Origin of the sequence: Reyranella sp. (assembly GCF_965229815.1) — a bacterium.
In the GTDB taxonomy this organism is placed as follows: Bacteria; Pseudomonadota; Alphaproteobacteria; order Reyranellales; family Reyranellaceae; genus Reyranella.
Genome location: NZ_CBDDJN010000008.1, coordinates 141,081 through 165,955 on the forward strand (window position 1 = coordinate 141,081; position 24,875 = coordinate 165,955).

Here is a 24,875-nt window from a genome sequence, read left to right on the forward strand (position 1 = left end):
GCCTGCGGCACGACGATGGGCGCGACGCCGGAGGTGCGGCCGACGGTCCCCGGCGATCAGCCGGGGACGGACCGCGATCCCGACGTCATCGTCATCGGCGCCGGCGTCGCCGGACTCTACCAGCTCCATCGCCTGCGCGGGCTCGGTCTCCAGGCCAGGGTCTACGAGGCCGGTTCGGACGTCGGCGGGACCTGGTACTGGAACCGCTATCCCGGCGCCCGCTTCGATTCGGAAAGCTGGTCGTACGGCTACTCCTTCTCCGAGGAACTGCTGCGGGAATGGGAGTGGCCCGAGCACTTCGCCGCCCAGCCCGACACGCTGCGCTACCTGAACTTCGTCGCCGACAAGTTCGACCTGCGGCGCGACATCCGTTTCCGCAGCCGGGTCGTCGCGGCGCATTTCGACGACGCGGCCGATCGCTGGACGATCACGCTCGAGGACGGACGTCAGGACCGTGCGCGCCTGCTGATCACCGCGCTCGGTCCCCTGTCGGCCCACACGCTGCCCGAGATACCGGGCCGCGACACTTTCCGTGGCCAGGCGTTCCACACCGCGCGCTGGCCGCGCGAGGGCGTGGCGCTGGCGGGGCTGCGTGTCGGCATCATCGGCACGGGCGCCACCGCCATCCAGTGCATCCAAACGATCGCCCGGGAGGTCGGATCGCTGACCGTGTTCCAGCGCACGCCCAACTGGGCGGCGCCGCTGCACAACCGGCGCATCACGGCGGAGGAGCAGGCGCGCATCAAGGCGTCCTATCCCGAGATTTTCGAGCGCTGCCGGCAGACCAGCACCTGCTTCATCCACCAGACCGACCCGCGGCGGGCGCTCGACCTGTCGCCGCAGGAACGCGAGGCGTTCTGGGAGAAGCTCTATGCCGAGCCGGGCTTCGGGATCTGGGTCGGCAACTTCGCCGACGTGCTGACCGACAGGACGGCCAATGCGCTCGCGAGCGAGTTCATGGCGCGCAAGATCCGCGAGCGCGTCAAGGACCCCGCGGTGGCCGACAGGCTGATCCCGAAGACTCACGGCTTCGGGACACGCCGGCTCCCGCTCGAATCGGGCTACTTCGAGGTCTACAACCAGCCAAACGTGCGGCTGGTCGACATCAACGAGACGCCGATCGAGCGCATCACGCCGGAAGGGCTGCGGACCAGCGCCGAGGCGTTCGCCTTCGACGTGCTGATCTACGCCACCGGCTTCGACGGCGTGACCGGTCCCTACGACCGCATCGACATCAGGGGCCCCGGCGGCCGCCGCCTCAGGGACGACTGGAAGGGCATGCCGCGAACCTTCCTGGGCATGCTGGTCGACGGCTTTCCCAACCTCCTGATGGTGCTGGGGCCGCACACCGCGCGCGGCAACATCCCGCGCAACATCGAGGAGATCGTCGACTGGGTGACCGACCTCGTCGCCTTCATGCAGGCGCACGGCCAACGTCGCGTCGAGACGCGGCCCGCCGAGGTCGACCGCTGGGTGAGCGAGGTCGAGAAGGCCGTCGAAGGCCAGCTGTTCAGCGAGGTCAACTCCTGGCAGACGGGCGTCAACCGCAACGTCGAGGGGCGACAGGTCCGGCGGGTGCTGGGCTACTATGGCGGCGCCGTGGCGTATCGCCGCCGCATCGGCGACGTCGCCGCATCAGGCTATCGCGCGCTGCTGTTCGATGCGGGCGGCGCGCGCGGAACGATGTCTGGCTGAAGCAGCCGCGCGTCCGGCGTGCGCTCAGGCACGGGCACAGCGATCGGCGATGTTCTTCGCACCGCTGCCGGCATCGGTGGTCGGGCCGCCGTAGATGCTGCGGTACGCGACCTCCGTGCCGCCGCCGCCGATCGCCCGGATGGTGAAGGTGCCCGTCACCGTCCCCGTCGGCGCCGTCGTCACGACCTCGGCGCGGCCGGCCGAGAAGGTCGGCGTCACCTTGGTCAGGGGCCCCTGCGAGCCCGCGATGATGCAGTTGGCCATCGTCTGCCAATTCGCCTGGTAGACGGCGGTCCAGGTCGCTGGCCTCTGCTCCATCTGGCTGGCGGATTCGCAGGCCGTCAGCGCTGCAAGGGCGAAGAGTCCGAGGACGAGACGTGTGTTCATGCGTGCAGGATGCCTCGAACGCCGGCGCTGCTCAACTGGCCTTGCGCACTGCGCGCGCGACCTCGCCCCAGCGTTCGAGAATCCTGGGATCGACCTCGCGCCAGTGCGAGGCGAGATAGATCACCAGCCGCTGGGCGATGCCACGGTAACGCTCGATCATGCGGTCGGCGACGTCGTCCCAGCGCGCGACGATCGCGAACTGGTCGAGGATCTCCTCGCCGATCAGCGCTTCGCTGGCCGCGCTGTCGCCCGCCTTCAGGCAGGCCGCGAGCTTGTCGCGCAGGCCGACATGGCCGAGGTCGTCGAACTGGAAGGCGTAGTTTGGCGTGGCGCCGTAGAAGGCGAGGGTCGTCCTGGCCTCCTTGATGGGCAGCGCGCGCTCCTCCGGCGTATCGCCGGCCGCGACGATCACCGGGATGATCTTGTCGATCGCGGCCGGATCGCGGCCAGCCCGCGCCGCGCCCTCGGCCAGGCCGGGCAGCAGGCGGTTCCGGATGTAGTGCATGGAATGCATGGGATGGACGTGCACGCCGTCGGCGACCTCGCCCGCCACCCGCACCATGATCGGCCCGACCGCGGAGATGTCGACCTTGACGTCCTCGAAGCCGTGCCGCGGCGGCGTCCACTGCTCGGGCAGGAGGCTGAGCTTGTAGTAGGGGCCGTCGTGCCGCAGCGGCTCCTCGCGGCGAAAGGCCCGCAGGCAGGCCTTCACCGCCTGGACATAGTCCTTCATCTGCGGCGCCGGCTTGTCGAACGGGCTGGCGTAGCGGCGGGTGACGTGCGCCTTCACCTGGCTGCCCAGGCCGAGCCGGAAGCGGCCCCCGGTGTTCTGCGCCAGCTCCCAGGCGATCTCGGCCGACACCATCGGGCTGCGCGCGAAGGCGATGGCGATTCCGGTCGAGAAATGCAGCGACGGGGCGGCGAGGGCGGCGGCGGCGATGTTCATCCACGGGACCTGATGGCCTTCGGTGAACAGCATGCCGGAGAAGCCGGCCGCCTCGGTGCGCTTCGCCAGGGCCGCCACGTTGTCCCACGTGGTGGCGCGCGTCATGACATCGAATTCCATGTTTCCGTCCCCAGGTTTGCTCGGACAGTAGCCCGGCGGCGCCGGCCGGCCAACGGACCGGTGCATTCTTCGGGATTTCCGCAAGGCCCATTCCGATCATTCGACATTATCGCGGGACCGCCGGCGCGCCATCTTCGGGCCATCCCAACGAGGAATCCCGCCATGACCAATGTCCTTCTCGTCCATTCGAGCCTGTTCGGCGACAAGTCCGAATCGCTCGCGGTCGCCCGCGCCTACGTCTCCGGCCTGCCGGACGCGCGGGTGACGGAGCGGGCGCTGTCGCCGTCGACCGTGCCGCATCTCGAGGCCTCGACCTTCGCCGCCATGCGCACGCCGGCGGCCGAGCTCGACGCCGCCCAGAAGAGCCAGCTCGCCCTCTCCGACACGCTGGTCGCCGAGGTCGAGGCGGCCGACACGATCGTGCTAGCCGTGCCGATGTACAATTTCTCGATCCCCTCGACCCTGAAGGCCTGGATCGATCACGTCGCCCGGGCCGGCCGCACCTTCCGTTACACGGAGAAGGGGCCGGAGGGGCTGCTGACGGGCCGCAAGGTCGTGATCTTCGCCTCACGCGGCGGCGTCTACAGTAGCGAGAGCCCGGCGGCGGCGTTCGACTTCCAGGAGCCGTACCTGCGCGCCGTCCTGGGCTTCCTCGGCCTCGGCGACGTCACCGTCGTGCCGGTCGAAGGCCTGGCCATGGGCCCGGACGCCGCCGCCTCGGCGCGCGCCAAGGCGATGGCCGAGGCCGGCCGCCTCGCGGCGGCGGCGGCGGAGCGCAAGGTGGCCTGAGTAGCGGCGCGGCTCAGCGCCGCCGCTCCCGCCGGGCCTGGCGCAGGAACTCCACCAGCGCCTTGAGCGGCGGTCGCAGCTGGCGGCGGCTCGGATAGTAGAGGAAGAACCCGTCGAGGGCGGGCGGCTGGAACTCGTCGAGCACGGTCAGCAGCCCGCCGTCGGCGAGGCCGCGCGCCACCATGGTGCGCGGCATCTGCAGCAGGCCGGCGCCGGCGATGGCGGCGTCGATCGCCATCGGCGCGTCGTTCACGACCAGCCGGCCGCTCACCGGCACCTCCACGGTCCGGCGCCCCAGCCGGAACCGCCAGCTCGCGGTGGCGCCGCTGCCGAATCGGATGCGGATGCCGTCGTGCGCCGCGAGGTCGCGCGGCGTGCGCGGCCGGCCGCGTTGCGCGATGTAGCCCGGCGCTGCCACCGCGACCATCGGGACAGATTCGCTCACCCGCACCGCGATCATGTCGCGCTCCAGCCGCTCGGCGGCGCGGATGCCGGCGTCGAAGCGGCCGGCGACGATGTCGACCAGGCCGCTTTCGGCCGAGACTTCGAGGCTGATCTGGGGGTAGGCGGCGAGGAAGCGCGCCAGCACCGCCACCATGTCGGAATCGATCGCCGGCGGCGCCACGGTGAGCCTGAGCTGTCCCGCCGGCTTGTCGCGGAAGTCGTCGACTGCTTCGAGGGCGGTGCGATAATCGTCGAGAGCGGGCTTCAGCTGGGCCAGCAGCCGCTCGCCCGCCGCCGTCGGCGCGACCGAGCGCGTCGTCCGCTCGACCAGGCGCACGCCCAGCCGCATCTCGAGCTGGCGCACCAGCTCGCTGACCCGCGGCGGCGACAGGTCGAGCTGCCGGGCGGCCCGGCTGAAGCTCTTCTCTTCGAGCACGGCGACGAAGGCACTGGTCTCTGCAAGGCCGGGCAACGTCATAGGGCGCTCACTCTTCGCGATTTCCGAACAGCCGATCGGGATTATCCGCCACGGTCGCCGCTCCGTCGAGGCCGCGACGCGAGACGGCGGCCTTGCCACGGCGGCGGGGTCGGCTCCAAGCTCGCCGTGGGAGGCGCGCTCACCATGGCGACAGGCAACAACGATCTCTACGACTTCATCGTCGTCGGTGCGGGCTCGTCCGGCGCCGTCGTCGCGGCGCGGCTGAGCGAGAGCGGCCGGCACCGGGTGCTGCTGCTCGAGGCCGGCACCGAGGGTTCGGGCTACTTCTGGTCGCGCGTTCCGGTCGGCGTCTCCAAGATGATCGACCTGCCGGCCGTCAACTGGTGCTTCTCGTCCGAACCCGACGAGGGCTCCGGCGGGCGCCGCATCGACGTGCCGCGCGGCAAGATGCTGGGCGGGTCGAGCTCGATCAACGGCATGGTCTATATCCGCGGCCAGGCGCAGGACTACGACCACTGGGCGCAGCTCGGCAACCGCGGCTGGAGCTGGCAGGACGTGCTGCCGGTCTACCGGCGCCTGGAGAACTATGACGGCGGCGCCGACGAACTGCGCGGCCGCACTGGCCCGCTGCGCATCACCGACACGCCGCGTCACCGGGTGCCGCTGCTCGAGAAGATGATCGAGGCCGCCGGGACGATCGGCCTGCCCTTCAATCCGGACCTGAACGGCGAAAGCCAGGAGGGCATCGGCATGTCGCAGGTGACGATCGCCCGCGGCCGCCGCCAGAGCACGGCCTTCTGCTACCTAGATCCGGCGCGCGGCCGCGCCAACCTGACGGTGGAGCAGGGTGCCCTCGCGGAGACATTGGTCTTCGAGGGCAAGCGATGCGTGGGCGTTCGCTATTCGGCGGCCGGCGCGAAGCGCGAGGCGCGGGCGTCTCGCGAGGTCATCGTCTGCAGCGGCTCGATCAACTCGCCCAAGCTGCTCGAACTGTCGGGCATCGGCCAGGGCGAGCGGCTGCGCGGGCTGGGCATCGTGCCGCTGCACGAGCTCAAGGGCGTCGGCGAGAACCTTCGCGACCACTATTCGCCTCGCGTGAAGTTCGCGATCACGGCGCGCAACGCCACCTTCAACGACAATGCGCGGGGCTGGCGGCTGGCGCGCGAGGCGCTGAAGTATGCGCTGTGGGGCGAGGGCTTCCTGGCGACGACGGCCGTGCCGATCCGCATGTATTTCCGCACGCGCCCCGGCCTCGAGACGCCCGACGCCACCATCTCGGTGCTGCCGTTCCTCTACGAGATGGTCAACGGCGAGCGGCGTGTCGCCCGGCGCCGCGGCATCACCATGAACGTGAACGTGCTGCGCTCGGAAAGCACCGGCTCGGTGCACGTGGCGTCGGCCGATCCGGCCGCGCCGCCGGCCATCCGCTTCAACTTCCTGTCGGCCCGCGCCGACCGCGAGGGGCTGCTGGCCGCCATCCGCAAGGGCCGCGAGCTGATGGCGACGTCGCCGCTGCGCGAGATGACGGGCGAGGAGATCGCCCCCGGCGCCCATCTCAAGACCGACGAGGAGATCCTCGACTGGGTACGCCATAATGCCGAGACGACCTACCATCCGGTCGGGACCTGCAAGATGGGCGGCGATCCCATGGCCGTGGTCGACAACGAGCTCCGGGTGCATGGGCTCTCGGGCCTGCGGGTCGCCGACGCCTCGATCATGCCGACGCTCACCAGCGGCAACACCAACGCGCCCTGCATCATGATCGGCGAGAAGTGTGCGGAGATGGTGCTGGCCGCTGCCGCCGCGCCGGGTCACCGGGCCGCGGCGTAGGGCGTACGCTGGCGGAGCCTGGAGGCTCAGCCTTCGACCAGCGGCAGCAGCGCGGCGTAGTGGATGGCTGCGGCGGCCAGCACGCAGCCGTGCCACAGCGCCCGGCCGTAGCGCAGCGCGTGGGCGAGGTGAAAGGCGACACCGATCGAGTAGACGATGCCGCCGGCCAGCAGCAGCCACAGCGTCGTGCCATCGAACGAGGCGATGAGCGGCCCCAGCGCGACCACGCCGACCCAGCCCAGCGCCAGGTAGAGCACGACCGATATCGTCTCGATGCGACGCGGCTGGCAGAGCTTGGCGACGACTCCCGCGATGGCCGCGGTCCAGACGCCGCCCGTCAGGATCAGGGCCCAGCTCCCCGGCAGGCGCACGGCAATGGGCGTGTAAGTGCCGGCGATCATGACGAAGATCGCCGCATGGTCGAGCCGGCGCAGCCAGTCGCGCCAGGGGCATGACAGCCAGATGCTGTACACGGCCGAGCAGCCCAGCATGGCGAGCAGTCCCGCGACGTAGAGGGCGGCCGGCACGACCTCGCCGGCCCGGGAGGAGTCGATGGCCCGCATCAGCATGAGCGGGGCGGCGGCGGCGGCGAGGCCGAGGCCGATCACGTGGACGGCGACATCGGCGCGGTAGGCGCGTGCTGTTGCGGGCATCGGTGCCTGGCTCCTGTCCGGCGGAGGATGATGCGAGGACGACTCCGGCGGTGCAAGAGGCGCGCCGACCGGGCGGCTGCGAAGCTTCGGAGATGTCGTCGCCGGCCGCTAGGGCGTGGTCAGGCTGTAGACTCGTGCGGCCGTGCCGCTGTAGAGCGCCTTCTTCTCGGCGGCAGAAGCGCCCCGGGTGACGATCTTGAAGGCGTTCCACAACTCGGTATAGCCGCAGGACTGCTTGTCGGGCGGAAAGTTGCTCTCGAACATGCAGCGTTCGGGCCCGAACAGCTCGATGCAGGTCTCGATGTAGGGTCTCCAGGCCTCGGCCAGCTCGCTCGAGGTCGGCGGGACGTCGCGGAAGTGGAAGCCGAAGCCGAACGAGGTCATGCCGAGGCCGCCCAGCTTCACGTTGACGTTGGGGCATTGCGCCAGCGCCTGCATGCTGGCCTTCCAGGCGGGCAGCGTCTCGGCCTGGCGGCCGGCATACTGGCCGACCCCGAGATGACCGCCGACATGGTCGACGATGATCGTCTGGCCGGGAAACGCGCGGGCGAGGTCGAGGAGGTCGGGTAGCTGCGGGAAGAAGTGCCACGAATCGAAGGTGAGGCCGAGCTTGCCGAGTTCGGCGAAGCCTTCGCGGAACGTCGGATCGAGCAGGCGATGGCGCGGGATCGGCCGCGAGACATGCCGGCCGGCGACGCCCTCGTCCCACGATGTGCCGTAGCGGATGCCGCGGAAGCGGCCGCCGCCGACGGCGATCCCGGCCTCGAGCACCTCGCGAACCGCCGCGCCCAGCATCAGGTCGGCCCAGCCGACGATCGCCTCGCAGACCCGTGTCGGTCCGTACTGGCCCGAGGCGCTCATGGCGGCGATGCCGTTCACGAACTCGACCTCGCCCAGCGGCTTCATCGGCTCGGGGCCGGTGGCGCGGAACATCGACTGGCATTCGAGGAACACGGTCGACACGATGTTGTGGCCGCCGCCGGTATCGACGAGCAGCTCGGGCAGCAGGTAGGTGCCGCGGCCGCGATGCGGCGCATCCCACAGATGGTGGTGCGGATCGACGATCGGCAGGTCCGGCTCGAGGGCCGCCTCGGGCGGCCGCCGGGCCAGCCAGGCCGCGAGATCGGCATTGTTCCGATGGATCAGTCCGCGATATTCACCGTCGGCCATGGTCGCTCCCTCCCGTCCGGAGACGAGCCTACGGCAGGAGCGGAGTGCAGGGCATGCGGATTTGCGTGTACGGGGCCGGGGCCATCGGCGGCAATTTCGCCGCGCGCCTCGCCGAGGCCGGCAACGACGTGTCGATCGTGGCCCGCGGCGCCCATCTCGAGGCGATCCGTGCGCGCGGGCTCACCTTGCTGGCGGGCGATCGCAGGATCGTGGCGCCGGTGAAGGCATCCGACCGGCCGGCCGATCTCGGACCCCAGGACGCCGTGCTGGTGACGCTGAAATCGTCGGGCCATGCGGTGCTGCCGGGCGCCATCGAGCCGCTGCTGGGGCCCGACACGCCGGTCGCTTTCGTGCAGAACGGCATTCCCTGGTGGTACGGCCATGGACTTTCCCGTGAGCGTCCGGCGGCGCCGGATCTGTCCCGCCTCGACCCGGGCGGGGCACTCGGCCGGTCCATCGGCATGCATCGTGTCGTGGGTGCGGTCGTAAGCTCGCCCAACCACGTGGTCGAGCCGGGGGTGGTGCACAACGAGGTGCCGGACCGCAACATCCTCTGGGTCGGCGAGCCCGACGACCGGGCGACGCCGCGCATCGAGGCGCTGCGCACGGCGCTCCGGGCGGCCGGCATCGCCTCACCGGCGACGACCGACATCCGCTACGAGATCTGGCACAAGCTGATGGCGAACCTCACCGGCTCGACGGTCTGCCTCGTCACGGGACAGCCCGTGCACGTGCAGGCGAAGCCGCTCACCAATCGCCTGGCCCGCCGCGCCCATGCCGAGGCCCTGGCCGTCGCCGCGGCGCACGGCGTGGTGCTCGACGACAGTCCCGACGAGCGCTACGGCCCCAAGCGGGTCTACACCAGCCATCGGCCTTCGATCCTGCAGGACTACGATCTCGGCCGGCCGATGGAGGTCGAATCCATCGTGCGCGCGCCGCTCGCCTTCGCGCGCAGCGCCGGCATCGAGACCCCGACGCTGGACGCCATCGAATCGATCTGCGTCAGCCTGGCCGAAGCGAAGGGGCTTTACGCGTCCTGAGCCGGCGGTAGGATTGTCCGACAAGGACAAGATGCGAGGAAATGCCATGAAAGGCAGGATCATGCGCGCCGCCACCCGCCCGACGAGCCGGGCGGAAGCGGCCAACTTCGTCGGCACCGTGATGTCCGATCCCGTCTTCGCGCCGGAGGGCCCCTCGCGGCTGCGGGCCTCGCGCGTGTCGTTCATGCCGGGCGGACGCACCAACTGGCACCAGCATGCGGTCGGCCAGATCCTCTACGTGCTGTCCGGCGTCGGCCGCTACCAGCTTGAGGGCGAGCCGGTGCAGGAGATCCGTGCCGGAGACACGGTGGTGATCCCGCCGCTGGCGCGTCACTGGCATGGCTCCGGACCCGACACGATGATGGTCCATCTCGCCATGTCGGAAACCAACGAGAAGGGCGAGGCGACGAGCTGGTTCGAGCCCGTCAGCGACGCCGACTACACGAAGGCGCCGTCCAAGGCCTAGAGTCGCTCGCCTCGCGACGATTCGAACTCCTGTCCTCCTTCGAGGGGAAAAGGCGCTTGCTCGACGGTCAGGTCGCGGTGCCGCCGACGGTCAGCGCGTCGATGCGCAGGGTCGGCTGGCCGACTCCGACCGGCACGCCCTGGCCGTCCTTGCCGCAGGTGCCGATCCCGGGATCGAGCGACATGTCGTTGCCGACCATGCCGACCTTGGTCAGCGCCTCCGAGCCGGCGCCGATCAGGGTCGCGCCCTTGACCGGGGCGCCGAGCTTGCCGTTCTCGATCAGGTAGCCCTCGGTCACGGTGAAGACGAACTTGCCCGACACGATGTCGACCTGGCCGCCACCGAAATTGGCGCAGTAGAGGCCCTTCTTCACCGAGCCGATGATCTCCTGCGGGGCCGCCGAGCCGCCGAGCATGAACGTGTTGGTCATGCGCGGCATCGGCGCATGGGCGTGGCTCTGACGCCGCCCATTGCCGGTCGGCCGCACACCCATCAGGCGGGCGTTCTGGCGGTCCTGCATCAGCCCGACCAGACGGCCGTCCTCGATCAGCACGTTGCGCTGCGTGGGCGTGCCTTCGTCGTCGATCGTGAGCGAGCCGCGGCGGTCGGCGAGCGTGCCGTCGTCGACCACGGTGACGCCGGGCGAGGCGATCATGTCGCCCATCATGCTGGAGAACATCGACGTCTTCTTGCGATGGAAGTCGCCTTCCAGCCCGTGGCCAACCGCCTCGTGCCACAGCACGCCGGACCAGCCGGCGCCCAGCACCACCGGCATCTCGCCGGCCGGCGCCGGCACGGATTCGAGGTTGACCAGCGCCTGGCGGATGGCCTCGTCGGCCTCGCGCTTCCAGTATTCCGGCTTGAAGATGTCACCGTAGGCGGCCCGGCGGCCCGAGCCGGTGCTTCCGGCCTCCATGCGGTCGCCGTTGGCGCAGACGACGCTGACGTTCAGCCGCACCAGCGGCCGCACGTCGGCGGCCCGCCAGCCGCCGGCCTTGATGATCTCGACGACCTGCCAGGAGCCCGACAGCGAGATCGAGACCTGGCGCGCCTTGGGTTCCTTGCCGCGAACGTAGGCGTCGATCTCCTGCAGGAGCGCCACCTTGCGGGCGAAGGCCTCGCCGTCGATCGGGTTGTCGTCGGCGTAGAGGAGACGGTTGGTGCCGCGCGGCGATTCATCGGCCGTGCCGCCGCGTCCCGAGCGCACCGCCTTCACGGTGCCCACCGCCCGCTTCAGGGCGGCCTCGTCGAGCGCGGAGGCATGGGCGAAGCCGGTCGCCTCACCCGCCACGGTGCGCAGGCCGAACCCCTGCGTCGTGTCGAACGAGGCGCTCTTCAGCTTGCCGTCGTCGAACGAAAGGCCCTCGCCCTGGACGTATTCGAGGAACAGCTCGCCGTCGTCGCATCCGGCCAGCGCCTCGTCGACCATCCGGGTGGTCTGGCGCGGGTCGAGCCCGCCCTTGCCGAAGAACAGGCCGTCCGCGGTGGCGAGGTGGTTGATCGACTTGCTCATGGCAATAGTCCTTCGGCGCAAGGGGTGTTGCTGGTAAATTGGGCACGAGCCGGCACGGGCGCAAGTCGCCCGGCGGGCCGTGTTGAGGTCGCGCGATGAAACAGATCCTGCTCTTGCTCGTCGTCCTGGGCGCGTTCCTGCCGGCGGCGTGCAAGTCGCTGCCCGGTGCCGACGGCCGCTATGCCGATTTCGACCGGGGTCGCAGCAACAACCGCGCCGAGCTGCCCGCGACCGACGCCGCGCCTACGCTGTAACCAGCACGATCTTGCCGAAATGGGCGTTGGCCTTCATGTGGGCCAGCGCCTCGGCGGCCTGGGCCAGCGGAAACGTCCGGTCGATGGGCAGTGCCAGGGTGCCGGCCTCGATCGCGGGCCAGAGGTCGGCGCGGGCCGCCTTGACGATGGCGCGCACCTCCTCGGGGCCGCGGGTGCGGAAGGTGACGCCGATATAGTCGATGCGCTTCAGCGCATGCAGATCGAAGTTGAACTCGCCCTTCATGCCGCCCAGCCGGCCGACATTGACGATGCGGCCGAGGATGGCGGCGGCCTCCATGTTCTGGTTCATGACCCCGCCCGACACCTGGTCGACGATCAGGTCGACACCCTTGCCGCCGGTCGCCTCCTTGACCTTGTCGGGCCACTTGGGGTCGCGGCTGTCGAGAGCGAGGTCGCAGCCGAATTCCTTCAGCCGCGCGCGGCGGCCGTCGTTGGTCGAGGTGCCCATGACGATCGAGGCGCCCATGTGCCTGGCGATCTGCATGCCGAGCAGGCCGACGCCGGAGCTAGCGCCCTGGATCAGCACCGATTCACCCTTCTTCAGCCGGCCCGCGCCGACCAGGGCGTTGTGCATCGTCTGCACCGCCACCGGCATGCAGGCGGCCTGTTCCCAGGTCATGTTGTTGGCCGGGATCTTGTGGGCGCGGCCGGCATCAGTGACGGTGTACTCGGCGTAGGTGCCGGCGGCCGAGCTCATGACGCGGTCGCCCGGCTTGAAGTCCTTGACGTCGGCGCCGACGGCTTCGACCTCGCCGGCGCATTCCAGGCCGACGATCGCCCCCTGACCGCCGACCGTGCCATGGCGGTTGCCCGCCGCCACCGCGAGGTCGGCGCGGTTGAGCGAGGCGGCGCGGATTCTGATCAGGATCTCGTGCGGCTTGGGCTGGGGCTTGGCGACGTCACGGATCTCGACGCCGGTCTCTGTGACCACGGCTGCTTTCATCGTTCTCTCCCTCACACGATCCTGCTGTCGCGGCCCTGCCAGTAGCGATCGCGCAACAGGCGCTTGTAGAGCTTGCCGGTCGGATGACGCGGCAGCTCGGCCTCGAAATCGACGCTGCGGGGACACTTGATCGGGGACAGATGCTCGCGGCAGTAGGCCATCAGCTCCTCGGCGAGCGCAGGGCCCGCCTCGGCCATGTCGCGCGGCTGCACCACCGCCTTCACCTCCTCGCCGAAGTCGGGATTGGGCACGCCGAACACGGCGCAATCCATGACCCTGGGATGGTTGATCAGCAGGTTCTCGGCCTCCTGCGGGTAGATGTTCACCCCGCCGGAGATGATCATGAAGGCCTTGCGGTCGGTGAGGTGCAGGTAGCCGTCCGGGTCGACGTAGCCCACGTCGCCCAGCGTCGTCCAACCCTTGGGATGGCGCGACTCGGCGGTCTTGCCGGGATCGTTATGGTACTGGAAGGGCCGCCCGTCGGCGAAGTAGATCGTGCCCGGCTGGCCGGGCGGCAGCTCGTTGCCGTCCTCGTCGCAGATCCGCAGGGTGCCGATGACGGCTCGGCCGACCGTGCCCTTGTGGTCCAGCCATTCGGCGGAGTTGCAGAGGGTGAGCCCGTTGCCTTCGGTGCCGGCGTAGTATTCCCAGATCACCGGGCCCCACCACTCGATCATCTTCTCCTTGGTCGGGATCGGGCAGGGGGCGGCGGCGTGGATCGCGCATTTGAGCGACGAGACGTCGTACTTGCGGCGCACGTCGTCCGGCAGCTTGAGGAAGCGCACGAACATGGTCGGCACGACCTGCGTGTGCGTGATGCGATGGTGCTCGACCAGCTTCAGGAACTCCTCGGCATCGAAATGCTCCATGATGACCGAGGTGCCGCCCAGCCGCATGACGCTCATGTTGAAGCGCAGCGGAGCCGCATGATAGAGCGGCGCCGGCGACAGGTAGACGGTGTTCTCGTCCATTCCGTAGAGCTTGCGGGTGATGGCGAGCAGCGGATTGTCGAAGTCGATCGGCTGCGGTTCGACGACCGGCAGGACGCCCTTGGGGCGGCCGGTCGTCCCCGACGAGTAGAGCATGTCGTTGCCCGCCGTCTCGTCGGCGATCGGCGTCGCCTGAAAAGTCGCCACCGCCTCTTCCCAGGATGCGTAGCCGGCGATCGTGCCGTCGATCATGTAGCGGTGCGGCACCTTCGCCATCAGAGGCACCAGCTCGGCCGCCGTTGCGGCGAGATGCCGGGAGGTGATGAACAGGCGCGCCCCGCAATCGCCGACGATGTAGTCGACCTCGGCGGCGGTCAGTCGGGAGCTGATGGCGGTGTAGATCAGGCCCGAGCGCTGCGCTCCCCAGCAAATCTCGAAGAATCGGGCACTATTCTCGACGAACAGGGCGATGTGGTCGCCCGCGCGCAGGCCGAGCGAACGGAAAAGCTGGGCGATGCGATTGGATTGCTCGTCGAGCTGCCGGTACGTCACCGTCTCCCCGCTGCCGGCCATGATGTAGGCCGGCTTGTCCGGGGTTTTCCGGGCATGGATGTACGGATGCACGCGCGATTTTCCTCCGCAAAAGCCGTCTTTTCAGGGCGTCATAGAACCCAAGGCCGAGGGCGAGAGCAAGGTATCCGGCGCCGGGCGGGCGCCGCCGAACCGCAGACCGACACGCAGTCTCCGATTAGGCACGCTTGCGGACCTGAATGTGGCACTTGCCACAGACGGACATCAACTTTGCGTTCAGCCTCACACAAACTGTTACCCAGATACTTGACGTGGGAGCGCAATTTTGGTGTGTAGTTTTGCGACCTGAGGGGAAGTGTGGACAGGTCGTCAGAGTCTCTATCCAAGATCGCGCGGCGTTGCCGACGCGCATTGCCGTACGCTTGACAACTTTTACGCGTAACAGGATTGGGATATTCTCTCGAGGAAGGTTGACCCAGATCAATACCGCCGGATCGGGGTAACGCGAGAGTCGGCTGTGGGGGCCGAAAAAACTTGGGTGTGGGTGTGTGGGAGGCGACATGGCGAGGAAGCGCCCGTCAAGTCACAGCAAGGAGCAGTTTGCGCTGTTTCTTGCCCGTGTCGGTGATTCGTTTGCCGACAGTGACGAAACATTCGACAGTGCCGTCGACAAATTGTTGCGGCGCGGCCGAAACGGTAACGGCCATCCGGCCGCGACATCGACCGAGGGAGAGGGGCCCCGGACGAAGGCGCGAAGCCTTCCCGAGACTCCCGATTTCGACGCGATCGAGCGGGCCGCGCGCGATTCACGGGACGGGCAGGCCAACCTGTTCGCGCTGATCGGCCAGCTCGTGGTCGGCTGGTCGAACAACGAATCACTGCTGATCTACGTGCTCATGCTTCTGCTCGAGACCGAGGAGCGCTCGGCCGCCGTCGTGTTCTCGACCCTCAACACGACGCGCGCGCGCCTGGACCTGGTACGCCGCCTGATGCTGCTGAAGGTGAGGGATCCGGGGGTTCGCAACGCGATGGACTCGATCGTCCGTCGCTTGGCCGACGCGGGACGGGCGCGCAACGAATTCCTGCACGCCATGTTCTCGGTCGACGAGTCCGGGCAGATCACGCACACGCAGGCGATGCGCCTGTCGGAGACGAAGGGGCGCTTCTCCTTCGGCGATCGCGAGCCTCTCGACGCCAATCGGCTGTCGGGCCTCAGGCGGACGCTCGACGAGCTGCGCGCGCTGAACCGTGACTTGTGGGCCGTGCTGCCTCGCCTGCGCGAGGCGGTGGGCCGCGAAGGTCCGTCCTGCCAGGTGCCTCCGGCGGCCCCGCCGAACTAGAGCGGGATGAGATGAGCTGGAATCGCGTGCGATCCCAGCTCATCTCATCCGCGCGCACGAAGTGTCGTAGGTTGTAGAGGCGAGACGAGATTGGCTGTTCTCCAGTCTCGTCAGGCTTCCGGCGGTCAACGGCGCCGTCGGCGGCGCCGATCTACGGGCAGTCCCGGTTGGGGTGTTCCCGCCGGTTGGACGGGTTGGCCATGGGACCGTGCGACGGCGCATCTTCGTCGGCGGCGCTCGCGGCCTCGGCCAGGCGGCGGAGCATTCCCGAAGCCGTCTTGAATGACACGTTGATGACACGTTGCAGGTGGTGCGGCCGCATGGGCTTGGTGCCGCCGTCGGTCAGGTAGATCGCCTGCAGCCACTTGTGCAGCGGGACGTGGCTCGACGAAAATATGGTTCCGTGCGTGACGGAGAAGATTCGGCGGCAAACATAACATTTGTGCGCGCCGATCCGCGTCGAGGCGCCGTCCAGTTTCCCGATCCGTCCGTGGCTTCCACAGCGCGGGCAAACCGGACCCTCCGGCCAGAGAATCTTCTCCAGGTAACTGTGGGCACTGAGCTCGTCCTCGAAACGAGCCAGTGAAACCGGCCTTTCTGCCTTCTCCGACCATTTCATCTCAAGTCACCTGTCCGAATGGTTTCGCGTTCAACAACACGCGCCTTGAAAGCAGATTCTTGTTATTTGGACGGCCTCGTCGTTCAGGGGAATAAGCATTAGCAAACTATTAAGGGTTATTGCACTAGTGGGTCCGTCAACGCCTATCGATAGTATCTTCTGCTGCCGCAGGATGGGCCCTGACGAATGCGACCTGCCGGCACCTGGCCAAGAATGCGGGCGAGTCCTGCAGTGATGTCGAATGCGCCGAGCCCCTCTGCGGCCATCAATCGATAGCAAACTCTAACCAATCCGGGCCGCGTCCTTGCTGTGACATTGCCGACCCCTCGACGAGACGGCGCATGGGTCGTCGTTGGTCGGTTGAGACGAAGGGAACAGACGAAGATCATCCTCCCCGCGGTCGCATCGCGGTCACGTTGATGGCCCGCATACAACCGGGGCGAGTGCAGGTTAATTCCGGCGGTCGCCTTGGAGGGGGCAGGCTCGCGTACCGCGCGCGATCCGGCCGAAAAGCCAGGGAGGCGACAATGCGCTGCTAGGTGCCCTGCTACCGTGTCTCGCCGGCGAAGCAGGCCTGACACGTTCCCGTCAATTCATTGTCAATTGCGCCTCGATGGCGATGCTCCGCGCACAGATGAATAGCGGACATGGCCGAAGCAGGTGCTTCCGTTTTCTCAAGGAGAAGAAGTCATGTCTCAGCACAACCATCACAACAACCACAACGATCCGGACGACCTGCAGGCTCAGGCGCAGGCCCAGCTCGAGGCCCAGCTCCAGGGTCAGGGCCAGCTCCAGGGTCAGGGCCAGGGTCAGGGTCAGGGTCAAGGCCAGGGCCAGAGCCAGGGTCAGAGCCAGTACGAGTCCCAGGCCGCGGTCCAGGCCGTTGCCCAGTCGGTCGAGTCCGAGAACCACAACGGCAACCTGAACGGTAACGGCAACCTGAATGGCAACGCCAACGGCAACGTGAACGGCAATGCCAACTACAGCGAGACCGAGAGCAAGGTCGAGGGCAAGATCGAGGGCGAGGTCGACAACGAGGTCGAGAACAAGGTCGAGACCGACGTCGATACCGAGGTCGAGACCAAGGTCGAGAACGAGGTGGACGTCAAGGTCGACGTCGATCTCGATCTCGACGCGCTCAAGGACCTGAACCAGCCGGCGATCAGCGCCGATCACCTGGACGGCATCTTCTTCCAGATGACCGACACGGTGAACCAGTCGATCAACGACGCCGGCACCGCCACGATGTTCAACCTGGATCAGGTGAACAACCTGGTGGACAACGACTACCTGACCAACCCGTCCGTCAAGCTGGACGCGGGTGGCTGGGACTCGGGGTCCTACGGCAGCCTGTTCTCGCAGACCGCGACGGCTGACGGCGGCTACGCGAAGATCGACGACGCGGTGGCCTCGACGCACGACGGCTCGCCCGCCAGCCTGGCGGCCGACGCGGCGGCTTCGATCTCGCAGGATGCCTTCACCCAGAGCATCGTGATGGGTGCGAACATCCAGTTCAACCAGGCGAGCCTGGACGTGGTCGGCGGCGACGTCACGACCACCGACGGGACCGACGGCGGCGGCATGTCCGGCGGCGGCGGCCACCACGGCCACGGCTAAGACTGTCAAAGGGGAGCTCGCCCGGCATCCGCCGGGCGAGCCTTCTCTTCCCTGCGTCACGCTCGTGGACAGCCCCCGCTCCCCCATCGGTAGGGAATTGCCATGTTGCTCGCGGTCAAGAACCGGTTTCTCTCGCTGTTCAGCGGTTACCCGTTCATCCCGGAGGCACAGGCCCGCCTGTGGGTCGACTACGAAGACGGGCTGGGGCCGCCGCGCAAGCAGCCCGACGACAATCCGCCCGACCGTCATCCGGCGCCGCCTGCCCAACCCGACGAGCTCGTGACGGGACGTGGTCCTCACTTCCCCGAAGCACCGCCCGATCCGTGGCAACTCGCCGGTCTGCACCGGGTCGCGCCGGGCGGGCCGCCGGATACGCATCACTTACCGACGCTGTATTCCAAGCCGGGCCTGTTCGACCACTATTCGAGTCACGGCGCCGGAGGCGGGGGCGGACTGCTCCAGCAACGCCAGATCCATATCCAGTACGGGAACAACAGCGACCAGATCGACGCGCGCATCGACCAGGTGAACGTCCTGCACGAGGGCGATGTCGTCACGACCGACGGCCAGCCCGTGGCCTGGCCCCATCTTCCCGGCCCCACCCTGGCCGATCTGGTGCATCAGGCGTCGACTCATGTCCCGGCGCGCTTCGTCGACCTCGAGGGCGACCCCGAATCGGTTGCCGCCAACCTCCGCGAGGCCGCGTCCAGCGGCACCGGTCCGCAGACGCTGCAGCCGGGAGTCACGGTCGACGGGAACCTGGTGCCGGCCGAAGCGCCGCTGCCGCAGCCGCCGACTGGGCTCGTGGCGCCGCTGCCGACCGACCACGGCGCCGATATCGCCGCCATCCGCACCGGCAACAATATCCTGACGAACGAGGCCCTCATCTACGACACGCAGGGTCTCATCGGGTCTCTGGTGGTGATGGGCGACAGCCACACCAGCAACGTGATCGTCCAGACCAATGTCCTGGCCGACGAATCGCAGATCGCCGGCGCGCCGGCCCAGGCGTCGCTCCAGTCCGGCGGCAACGAGGCGCACAACGTCGCGCAGTTCGTCGACGCCCTCGACAGCAATCCCTACGTGATGGGCTTCCGCGCCGGCTCGAACTGGCACGTCGACTGGATCGACGGCGATTTCTACGACGTGCGCTTCGTCAGGCAGTACAACGACCTGCGGGACGGCGATCTCGTGCAGCAGACGGCCGCCGATCACTACAAGTTCATCGACACCGGGTCGAACGAGCTGGGCAACCTCACATCGATCCTGTCGTCGGGCACGCAATACGACCTCGTCGTCGTGCTGGGCAACTACTACGGCGTGAACTGGATCCTGCAGACCAACGTGCTGCTCAACAGCGACTACGTCCTGGTGGACGGCGATTCGCAAGGAGCGGTCACGATCTCCACCGGCGCCAACTGGGCCAGCAACACCGCGACGATCGCCGACTATACCGGCGGCGGCATCCACGCCCTGACCGGCGACCAGGCGAACATGGTCGGGGCCCTGCAAGGGGGCGGCGACACGGCGAGCGGCAGCCTCGCCCATGCCGTGCCGGGGGACGGGAGCGGGCTGCTCAACGTCCTTTTCATCACGGGCGACTACTACAACATGAACGTGATCGAGCAGACCAACATCGTCGGCGACTCCGACGTGGTGCTGCAGACGCTGAAGGACAGCGAAGCGGGCTATGTCGCGACGGGCGGAAACCACGTGAGCAACGACGCGGTGATCGCCACGCTGGGGCCGCTGGGCGGCCAGTATGTCGCCGGCCAGACCTACAACGAAGCCGTCCTGGTCCAGACCAACATCGTCACCCCGGAAGGCGAGCAGCCGAAGACCGTGGTGACCAACGATCCATCGGCGCTCGCACCCGAGGCGGCCGTCTTCGTCCAGCACGCGCCGGAGCCGGAGGCGCAGGACCAGCACATTGCCGCCGCCCCGAACGACGCGGGCGGGTCTGTCTCGTCGGATCCCCTGGCCAGCGTTCTCAGCTGACCGGGACCCAGGAAAGGATCGTGTCATGAGCATCGCATCGCCCGCCGCCGGCCCCGTGCCAGACCTGTCGGTCGCGGCGCCACGGTCTCCGTCGACGCCCCGGACACCCATGCTCGGGAAGCGTTCCTCGGACCGCGACTTCCGCGAGGTGCTGGGCCGCGGCCTGGCGCTGGTGCGCCGGAGCCTGATCCATGTCGCGCTGTTCTCCTTCGCGGTGAACACGCTCATCCTGGCGGTGCCGATCTATCTCTTCCAGATCTCGGATCGCGTCCTGACCAGCCGCAGCATGGACACGCTGGTGATGCTGACGATCGTCGTGATCGGGGCGCTCATCATGCATGTGCTGATCGACATGGTGCGCCGCTTCATCCTGATGCGCACCGCCGTCGAGGTCGAGAGCAAGCTCGGTCCGGCGGTGCTCAGCGCCGCCGCCAAGGCCTCCCAGAACGGCTCGAGCCGAGAGTTCCAGGCCCTGGGCGACCTCCAGCAGCTGCGCAACTTCATCACCGGATCGGTCCTGCTCACCATGCTCGACGCGCCGGTGGCGCCGCTCTACCTGGCGGCCGTGTTCCTGGTGCATCCCTACCTGGGCTTCATCGTCAGCGGGGCGGGACTTGCGCTGCTGGTGATCGCCTACCTGAACCAGCGCTTCACCGCCCAGCCGTTCTCCCAGTCCACCATCTACGGCATGCGCGCGACGCTCCAGGCCGACGCGATGGCCCGCAACGCGGGCGTCCTGAACGCCATGGGCATGGTGCCGGAAGCCGTGAGCATCTGGGGGCGCGAGACGCGCGAATCCCTGCGCTCGCAGGTGGTCGCCCAGGACCGCAACATCCTCCTGGCTGGCCTGTCGAAGCTGATCCGCCTGACCACGCAGATCGGCCTGCTGGGCACGGGCGCCTGGCTGGCGCTGCAGGGCGACCTCACGGGCGGGATGATGATCGCGTCCTCGATCGTGGCGAGCCGCGCCCTGGCGCCGATCGAGGGCACGATCGAGGGCTGGCGCAGCTTCGTGAACGCGCGCATGGCGTACAGCCGCATCCGCAGCCTGCTGCAATCCTCGCCGCTCAACTTCGAGCGCCTGCGGCTGCCCAAGCCGCACGGGCTGGTGACGGTCGAGCGCGTCCTCTACGTGCCGCCGCCGAACAAGCAGGTGATCCTGAACGGCGTGTCGTTCACCCTGAAGCCCGGCGAGTCGATGGCGATCGTGGGCGCATCGGGAACCGGCAAGTCGACGCTGGGCCGGATGCTGGTCGGATCCATCCTTCCGACGGCGGGCTCCATCCGCCTCGACATGATGGACCTGCGCAACTGGGACCCGCGGCAGTTCGGCGAGAATGTCGGCTACCTGCCGCAGGACGTGCAGCTCTTCCCCGCGACCATCAAGGCCAACATCGGCCGCATGCGCGAGGACGCGACGGACGAGGCGGTGTTCGCGGCCGCCGAGCTGGCCGACATCCACGAGATGGTGTCGAACTTCGCGCATGGCTACGAGACGCCGATCGCCGTCGACGGCAGCCCGCTGTCGGGGGGGCAGAAGCAGCGGGTCGGCCTGGCGCGCGCCTTCTTCGGCGAACCGCGTCTGGTGGTCCTCGACGAACCCAACTCCAATCTCGACGTCAGCGGCGAGATGGCGCTCGGCCGGGCGCTGATCAAGGCCAAGAAGCGCGGCATCACCGTGGTGGCGATCACCCAGCGGCCGGCCCTGCTGCGCAGCGTCGACAAGATCATGGTGCTGAACAACGGGACCGTCCAGGCGCTGGGGCCGCGCGACGAGATCCTGCCGATGATCTCGCCCAAGGGCGCCAACCGGGGGGACGGCGCCAGCATCGTCGATGCTCTTCAGGGCTGACGTGAAAGTGCGTGGGGTCGGGGAATTCAGGTGTGTGGAGCGGGGCGATGAAAAGAGAGCAGGATTGGTACGAGCACATTTCGCGGTCGAGCCGGCGGGCCTCCTGGATCGGCGCCTTGCTGCTGGTCACGTTTCTCGCCGGGTTCGGCACCTGGGCCGGCGTCGCCCTGATCGCCGGTGCGGTGGTGACCGCGGGTTCGTTCACGGCCAGCGGCGAGAACAAGGTCGTGCAGCATCCGGACGGCGGCGTCATCAAGGAGATCCTGGTCAAGGAAGGTGACGTGGTGGACCGCGGCCAGGTCCTCGTCCTGCTCGACGACACGGTTCCCAAGGCCGAATTGCGCCGCCTCATCCTGCGCGAGGCGCGGTTCGAGGCGATGCGCGTGCGGCTCCAGGCCGAGGCGGAGCGCAAGTCGTCCTTCGACTGGCCGGAGAGCCTCGCAAGCCAGGCCGGCGACCCGCAGATCGCCGCCCTGCTCGAGGCGCAGATGAGCACATTCATCGCGCGCCGCCGGAACATCGACAGCGAGGTCGCGTCGATCGAGGAGAGCGTCAACGCGCTCAACGAGCGCATCCGGGCCGGCAAGATCCAGATCCTGAACGTCGAGCGTCAGGCATCGCTCTTCGACGAGGAGATCGCGACCAAGACCCAGCTCGTGAGCAGCGGCCTGATCCGCCGCTCCGAACTCCTGACGCTGCAGCGCGGCCATGCGGCATCGACCGGCGAGATCGGCCGCCTGCTGGGAGAAGTGGGCGACGCGAGGGACCGCATCGCGCGCGCCAGGGAGCAGATCAACGGCGTCTACATCGCGGCGGCCAAGACCGCGGTCGAGGAATTGCACCAGACGCTGGGCGAGCTGCAGGACGTGCGCGAGCGCATCCGCTCGGCGCGGTCCGTGCTGGACCGCATCCAGATCGTGGCGCCGGAGCGCGGCACCGTGATCAAGATGCGCTACCACACGGCCGGCGGCGTCGTGGAGCCCGGGCGCAGCATCATGGACATCCTGCCGACGGAGGCCGATCTGCTGATCGAGGTCCGCGTGCGGCCGCAGGACATCGACCATGTCAGGGTCGGACAGGAAGCCACGATCCGGATGAACTTCATGAACGCGCGATCGACGCCGATGCTCAACGGGCGCGTCGTCTACCTTTCGGCCGACGCCGTTCCCGAGCGCGGCGGCGTCAACGCCAGCCTCGACGGCGCCAGTCGCGACGTCTACATGGCCCGCGTCCAGGTCGGGCCCGGCGAGCTCGATCGCGTGCCCGGACTGCGGCCGATGGCTGGCATGCCGGCCGAGGTGTTCATCACAACCGGCGACCGCACCTTCTTCGAGTACCTAACCAAGCCGATCAAGGACAGCTTCGCCCGGGCCTTCCGCGAGTTCTGACCGGCGCAGGGCTGGGGCGTTGACCCGGTGGGGGCCTTCGGGTTTATTCCTGCGGCACCGAGCGTGCCCCCGTGGCGGAATTGGTAGACGCGCCTGACTCAAAATCAGGTTTCCTCACGGAAGTGTTGGTTCGAGTCCGACCGGGGGCACCAGGGCGCCCGGTCCGCCCATCCGGAAAATTCATTCTTCCCCATGTCCGAGTCCGCGGCAGGCGGCGTCACGCTGCCATGGGCCTGCCCTCCCCGGCCGGCACGAGTCGCTAGATAATCGGCCAGATATCGCGTAAAGGACACGCTTACGCGATATCTGCACAATATCAGGGCAAGTTGGCTGGTGGTCTCCAGGACGTATCGAGCGGTCGTGAGCGCAACAGACGACCGTGGTGACGCCAAAGGTCGCTGGATGGCGGTCGCTGCGGCCCTTTGCGTCAGCCTCGCCGGTTGCGATCTCCTGCCCAGCGACGGGCCCAGCGCCAACCAGATGCTGGCGCACGTCTCCGAGAACCGGAAGGGCGATCCCGCCTCCGTGATGCGCGTCGCCATGGTGACCCTGGACGCGAGAGTCGCCCAGGACGCGAAGCAGTACTATCAGCCGACCTTCCCGACGGTTCCGGCGGTCTTCCAGCAACCGGGGACGTTCGGTCGCGCCGGCGTCGGCGACGTCCTGCGGGTCACCATCTGGGAAGCCGCGGAAACCGGGCTTTTCGCGGGACGCGAGCGCAAGGGAGCGGACGTCACCGTCCGGGTCGATGTGGATGGCACGATCGCATTGCCGTACGCGGGTCGCTTCCCGGCCCGCGGCAGGCGACTGTCCGAGATCGAGAACGACATCGTCGCGCGCCTTTCCAGCAAGGCCGTCGATCCCCAGGCAACCGTGATGGTCGCCGACAACGTCAGCAGTGCGGTCTCGGTCCAGGGCGAGGTCAACAAGCCTGGGCCCCAGCCCGTGGAGCGGCCCGATCAGCGGGTGCTCGACATGATCGCCCTTGCCGGGGGCACGAAATTCCCGGCGTACGAGACGTCCGTGCGCCTGACGCGCGGGCGGTCGACCCTGTCGGTGCCCGTGCAGGACGTGATCGATCAGCCCGACATGTTCAACGTGTCGGTCGCGGCGGGCGATACGCTGCTTGTCTCCCGCAGGCCGCAGACCTTCATCGCCCTCGGCGCCGTCCTGCAGCCCGGCGAGCAGGTCTTCCGCAAGTCGAGGCTCAACATGACCGAGGCGCTGGCCCAGAGTCTCGGCCTCGATGCGCAGCGCTCCGATGCCAAGGGCGTCTATCTCTTCCGCCGCGAGCCGGTCGACCTGGCGCGCCGCTATGGCGTTCAGCTTCTCGCCGAGGATCGGGAGACGGTGCCGATCGTCTACCAGGTAGACCTCAAGCTCCCGCAAACCTACTTTGCGATGAACACGTTCCCCGTCAGGCCGGGCGACATCCTGTTCGTCTCGCAGGCGCCGCTGTCGGACGCCGCGAAGTTCTTCCAGATCCTGTCCGGCGCCGCGGGCACGGTGGCCATCCCGCGCACGCTCGGCGGCAATTTCCCCAGCGGCGGTTGAGCGGCGGAACCGTCGGGCTCTGCCGGTAGCATCGATCCGAAGCTGCGAAGGGCCATCGCGGATCACCATTATTTCCAGCGACCTGTGCACCACGCTCTCTTGAGCGGGCGGGGCGGATCTCGACTTTCGTGACCGTTCCATAGCGTTCCTGTGACGCGATCGGTCGGGGCGCCCTCAGTCGACGGCCCATGGCCTCGATCTTTGACTCCCGATTGGCAGTCCCTTACAAAGCGAACCCGCCGGAAGGGCCTGGCTTTTCCGGATGCGTCTGGTCAGAGAGGGGTGGGAATGCACGAGGGTTGGGGCACTCGCGCGTTGCCAAAGCAGTGGACGACTG

The 24,875-nt window shown here is 68.2% G+C and carries 21 protein-coding genes and 1 tRNA gene; 13 read left to right on the top strand and 9 right to left on the bottom strand.

Annotation, left to right across the window (positions count from 1 at the left end; genetic code table 11):
• The first annotated feature begins 15 nt into the window (after positions 1–15).
• Positions 16–1,695: a flavin-containing monooxygenase gene (locus ACO073_RS28285; RefSeq protein ID WP_422002497.1), complete on the top strand. Its 1,680-nt coding sequence runs from the start codon at positions 16–18 to the stop codon at positions 1,693–1,695.
• Positions 1,696–1,719: 24 nt separating this feature from the next.
• On the opposite strand, the gene ACO073_RS28290 is transcribed toward ACO073_RS28285, so the two are convergent.
• Both ACO073_RS28290 and ACO073_RS28295 read right to left on the bottom strand, forming a co-directional pair.
• Positions 1,720–2,082 carry a hypothetical protein gene (locus ACO073_RS28290; protein WP_422002499.1) on the bottom strand — a complete coding sequence of 121 codons (363 nt, stop codon included), beginning with the start codon at positions 2,080–2,082 and terminating at the stop codon, positions 1,720–1,722.
• A gap of 31 nt (positions 2,083–2,113) precedes the next feature.
• Positions 2,114–3,148, bottom strand: a complete 1,035-nt coding sequence (locus ACO073_RS28295; RefSeq protein ID WP_422002501.1) for a TIGR03617 family F420-dependent LLM class oxidoreductase — start codon at positions 3,146–3,148, stop codon at positions 2,114–2,116.
• A 162-nt stretch (positions 3,149–3,310) separates the two neighbouring features.
• On the opposite strand from ACO073_RS28295, the gene ACO073_RS28300 reads away from it, so the two are divergent.
• A complete protein-coding gene (locus ACO073_RS28300) occupies positions 3,311–3,937 on the top strand; it encodes an FMN-dependent NADH-azoreductase (protein WP_422002503.1) in 627 nt (208 codons plus the stop codon).
• A gap of 13 nt (positions 3,938–3,950) precedes the next feature.
• On the opposite strand, the gene ACO073_RS28305 is transcribed toward ACO073_RS28300, so the two are convergent.
• Positions 3,951–4,859 carry a LysR substrate-binding domain-containing protein gene (locus ACO073_RS28305; RefSeq protein ID WP_422002505.1) on the bottom strand — a complete coding sequence of 303 codons (909 nt, stop codon included), beginning with the start codon at positions 4,857–4,859 and terminating at the stop codon, positions 3,951–3,953.
• 144 nt (positions 4,860–5,003) lie between these two features.
• Here ACO073_RS28305 and ACO073_RS28310 point away from each other — a divergent pair, with 144 nt between their 5' ends.
• Positions 5,004–6,650, top strand: a complete 1,647-nt coding sequence (locus ACO073_RS28310) for a GMC family oxidoreductase (RefSeq protein WP_422002507.1) — start codon at positions 5,004–5,006, stop codon at positions 6,648–6,650.
• Positions 6,651–6,676: 26 nt separating this feature from the next.
• Here the strand turns inward: ACO073_RS28310 and trhA are convergent, their stop codons facing one another.
• The gene (gene trhA, locus ACO073_RS28315; protein WP_422002508.1) at positions 6,677–7,303 is read right to left on the bottom strand and encodes a PAQR family membrane homeostasis protein TrhA; all 627 of its coding nucleotides are present in this window, start codon (positions 7,301–7,303) and stop codon (positions 6,677–6,679) included.
• A gap of 108 nt (positions 7,304–7,411) precedes the next feature.
• Positions 7,412–8,473 (bottom strand): amidohydrolase family protein, encoded by a 1,062-nt coding sequence (locus tag ACO073_RS28320; RefSeq protein ID WP_422002510.1) that lies wholly within the window; start codon positions 8,471–8,473, stop codon positions 7,412–7,414.
• 53 nt (positions 8,474–8,526) lie between these two features.
• Between ACO073_RS28320 and ACO073_RS28325 the strand changes: the two genes are divergently transcribed.
• A complete protein-coding gene (locus ACO073_RS28325) occupies positions 8,527–9,513 on the top strand; it encodes a ketopantoate reductase family protein (RefSeq protein WP_422002512.1) in 987 nt (328 codons plus the stop codon).
• 46 nt (positions 9,514–9,559) lie between these two features.
• A complete protein-coding gene (locus ACO073_RS28330) occupies positions 9,560–9,979 on the top strand; it encodes a (R)-mandelonitrile lyase (protein WP_422002514.1) in 420 nt (139 codons plus the stop codon).
• Positions 9,980–10,046: 67 nt separating this feature from the next.
• Here ACO073_RS28330 and tldD read toward each other — a convergent pair whose 3' ends face one another.
• Positions 10,047–11,408 carry a metalloprotease TldD gene (tldD, locus tag ACO073_RS28335; protein ID WP_422003176.1) on the bottom strand — a complete coding sequence of 454 codons (1,362 nt, stop codon included), beginning with the start codon at positions 11,406–11,408 and terminating at the stop codon, positions 10,047–10,049.
• Between the two features lie 179 nt (positions 11,409–11,587).
• Here tldD and ACO073_RS28340 point away from each other — a divergent pair, with 179 nt between their 5' ends.
• Positions 11,588–11,746 (top strand): hypothetical protein, encoded by a 159-nt coding sequence (locus ACO073_RS28340; protein ID WP_422002515.1) that lies wholly within the window; start codon positions 11,588–11,590, stop codon positions 11,744–11,746.
• On the opposite strand, the gene ACO073_RS28345 is transcribed toward ACO073_RS28340, so the two are convergent.
• Together ACO073_RS28345 and ACO073_RS28350 are read right to left on the bottom strand one after the other, a co-directional pair.
• Positions 11,736–12,710, bottom strand: coding sequence for a zinc-binding dehydrogenase (locus ACO073_RS28345; RefSeq protein WP_422002516.1), 975 nt, complete (start codon positions 12,708–12,710; stop codon positions 11,736–11,738). The two genes, ACO073_RS28340 and ACO073_RS28345, sit on opposite strands and share 11 nt — an antisense overlap.
• A gap of 11 nt (positions 12,711–12,721) precedes the next feature.
• Positions 12,722–14,263: an AMP-binding protein gene (locus ACO073_RS28350; protein WP_422002517.1), complete on the bottom strand. Its 1,542-nt coding sequence runs from the start codon at positions 14,261–14,263 to the stop codon at positions 12,722–12,724.
• A 467-nt stretch (positions 14,264–14,730) separates the two neighbouring features.
• Here ACO073_RS28350 and ACO073_RS28355 point away from each other — a divergent pair, with 467 nt between their 5' ends.
• The gene (locus tag ACO073_RS28355) at positions 14,731–15,510 is read left to right on the top strand and encodes a hypothetical protein (protein ID WP_422002518.1); all 780 of its coding nucleotides are present in this window, start codon (positions 14,731–14,733) and stop codon (positions 15,508–15,510) included.
• A gap of 151 nt (positions 15,511–15,661) precedes the next feature.
• Here ACO073_RS28355 and ACO073_RS28360 read toward each other — a convergent pair whose 3' ends face one another.
• A complete protein-coding gene (locus ACO073_RS28360) occupies positions 15,662–16,129 on the bottom strand; it encodes a transposase (protein ID WP_422002520.1) in 468 nt (155 codons plus the stop codon).
• Between the two features lie 690 nt (positions 16,130–16,819).
• Here ACO073_RS28360 and ACO073_RS28365 point away from each other — a divergent pair.
• From ACO073_RS28365 to ACO073_RS28390, 6 genes are all read left to right on the top strand, one after another.
• Positions 16,820–17,746: a hypothetical protein gene (locus ACO073_RS28365; protein ID WP_422002522.1), complete on the top strand. Its 927-nt coding sequence runs from the start codon at positions 16,820–16,822 to the stop codon at positions 17,744–17,746.
• Between the two features lie 102 nt (positions 17,747–17,848).
• Positions 17,849–19,744 (top strand): hypothetical protein, encoded by a 1,896-nt coding sequence (locus ACO073_RS28370; RefSeq protein WP_422002524.1) that lies wholly within the window; start codon positions 17,849–17,851, stop codon positions 19,742–19,744.
• A gap of 25 nt (positions 19,745–19,769) precedes the next feature.
• The gene (locus ACO073_RS28375) at positions 19,770–21,596 is read left to right on the top strand and encodes a type I secretion system permease/ATPase (protein ID WP_422002526.1); all 1,827 of its coding nucleotides are present in this window, start codon (positions 19,770–19,772) and stop codon (positions 21,594–21,596) included.
• A gap of 47 nt (positions 21,597–21,643) precedes the next feature.
• Entirely contained in the window at positions 21,644–22,984 is a 1,341-nt protein-coding gene (locus ACO073_RS28380) for an HlyD family type I secretion periplasmic adaptor subunit (protein WP_422002528.1), read from the top strand.
• A 65-nt stretch (positions 22,985–23,049) separates the two neighbouring features.
• Positions 23,050–23,136, top strand: a tRNA-Leu gene (locus ACO073_RS28385).
• A gap of 250 nt (positions 23,137–23,386) precedes the next feature.
• Positions 23,387–24,538 carry a polysaccharide biosynthesis/export family protein gene (locus tag ACO073_RS28390; protein ID WP_422002530.1) on the top strand — a complete coding sequence of 384 codons (1,152 nt, stop codon included), beginning with the start codon at positions 23,387–23,389 and terminating at the stop codon, positions 24,536–24,538.
• Positions 24,539–24,875: the final 337 nt, after the last annotated feature.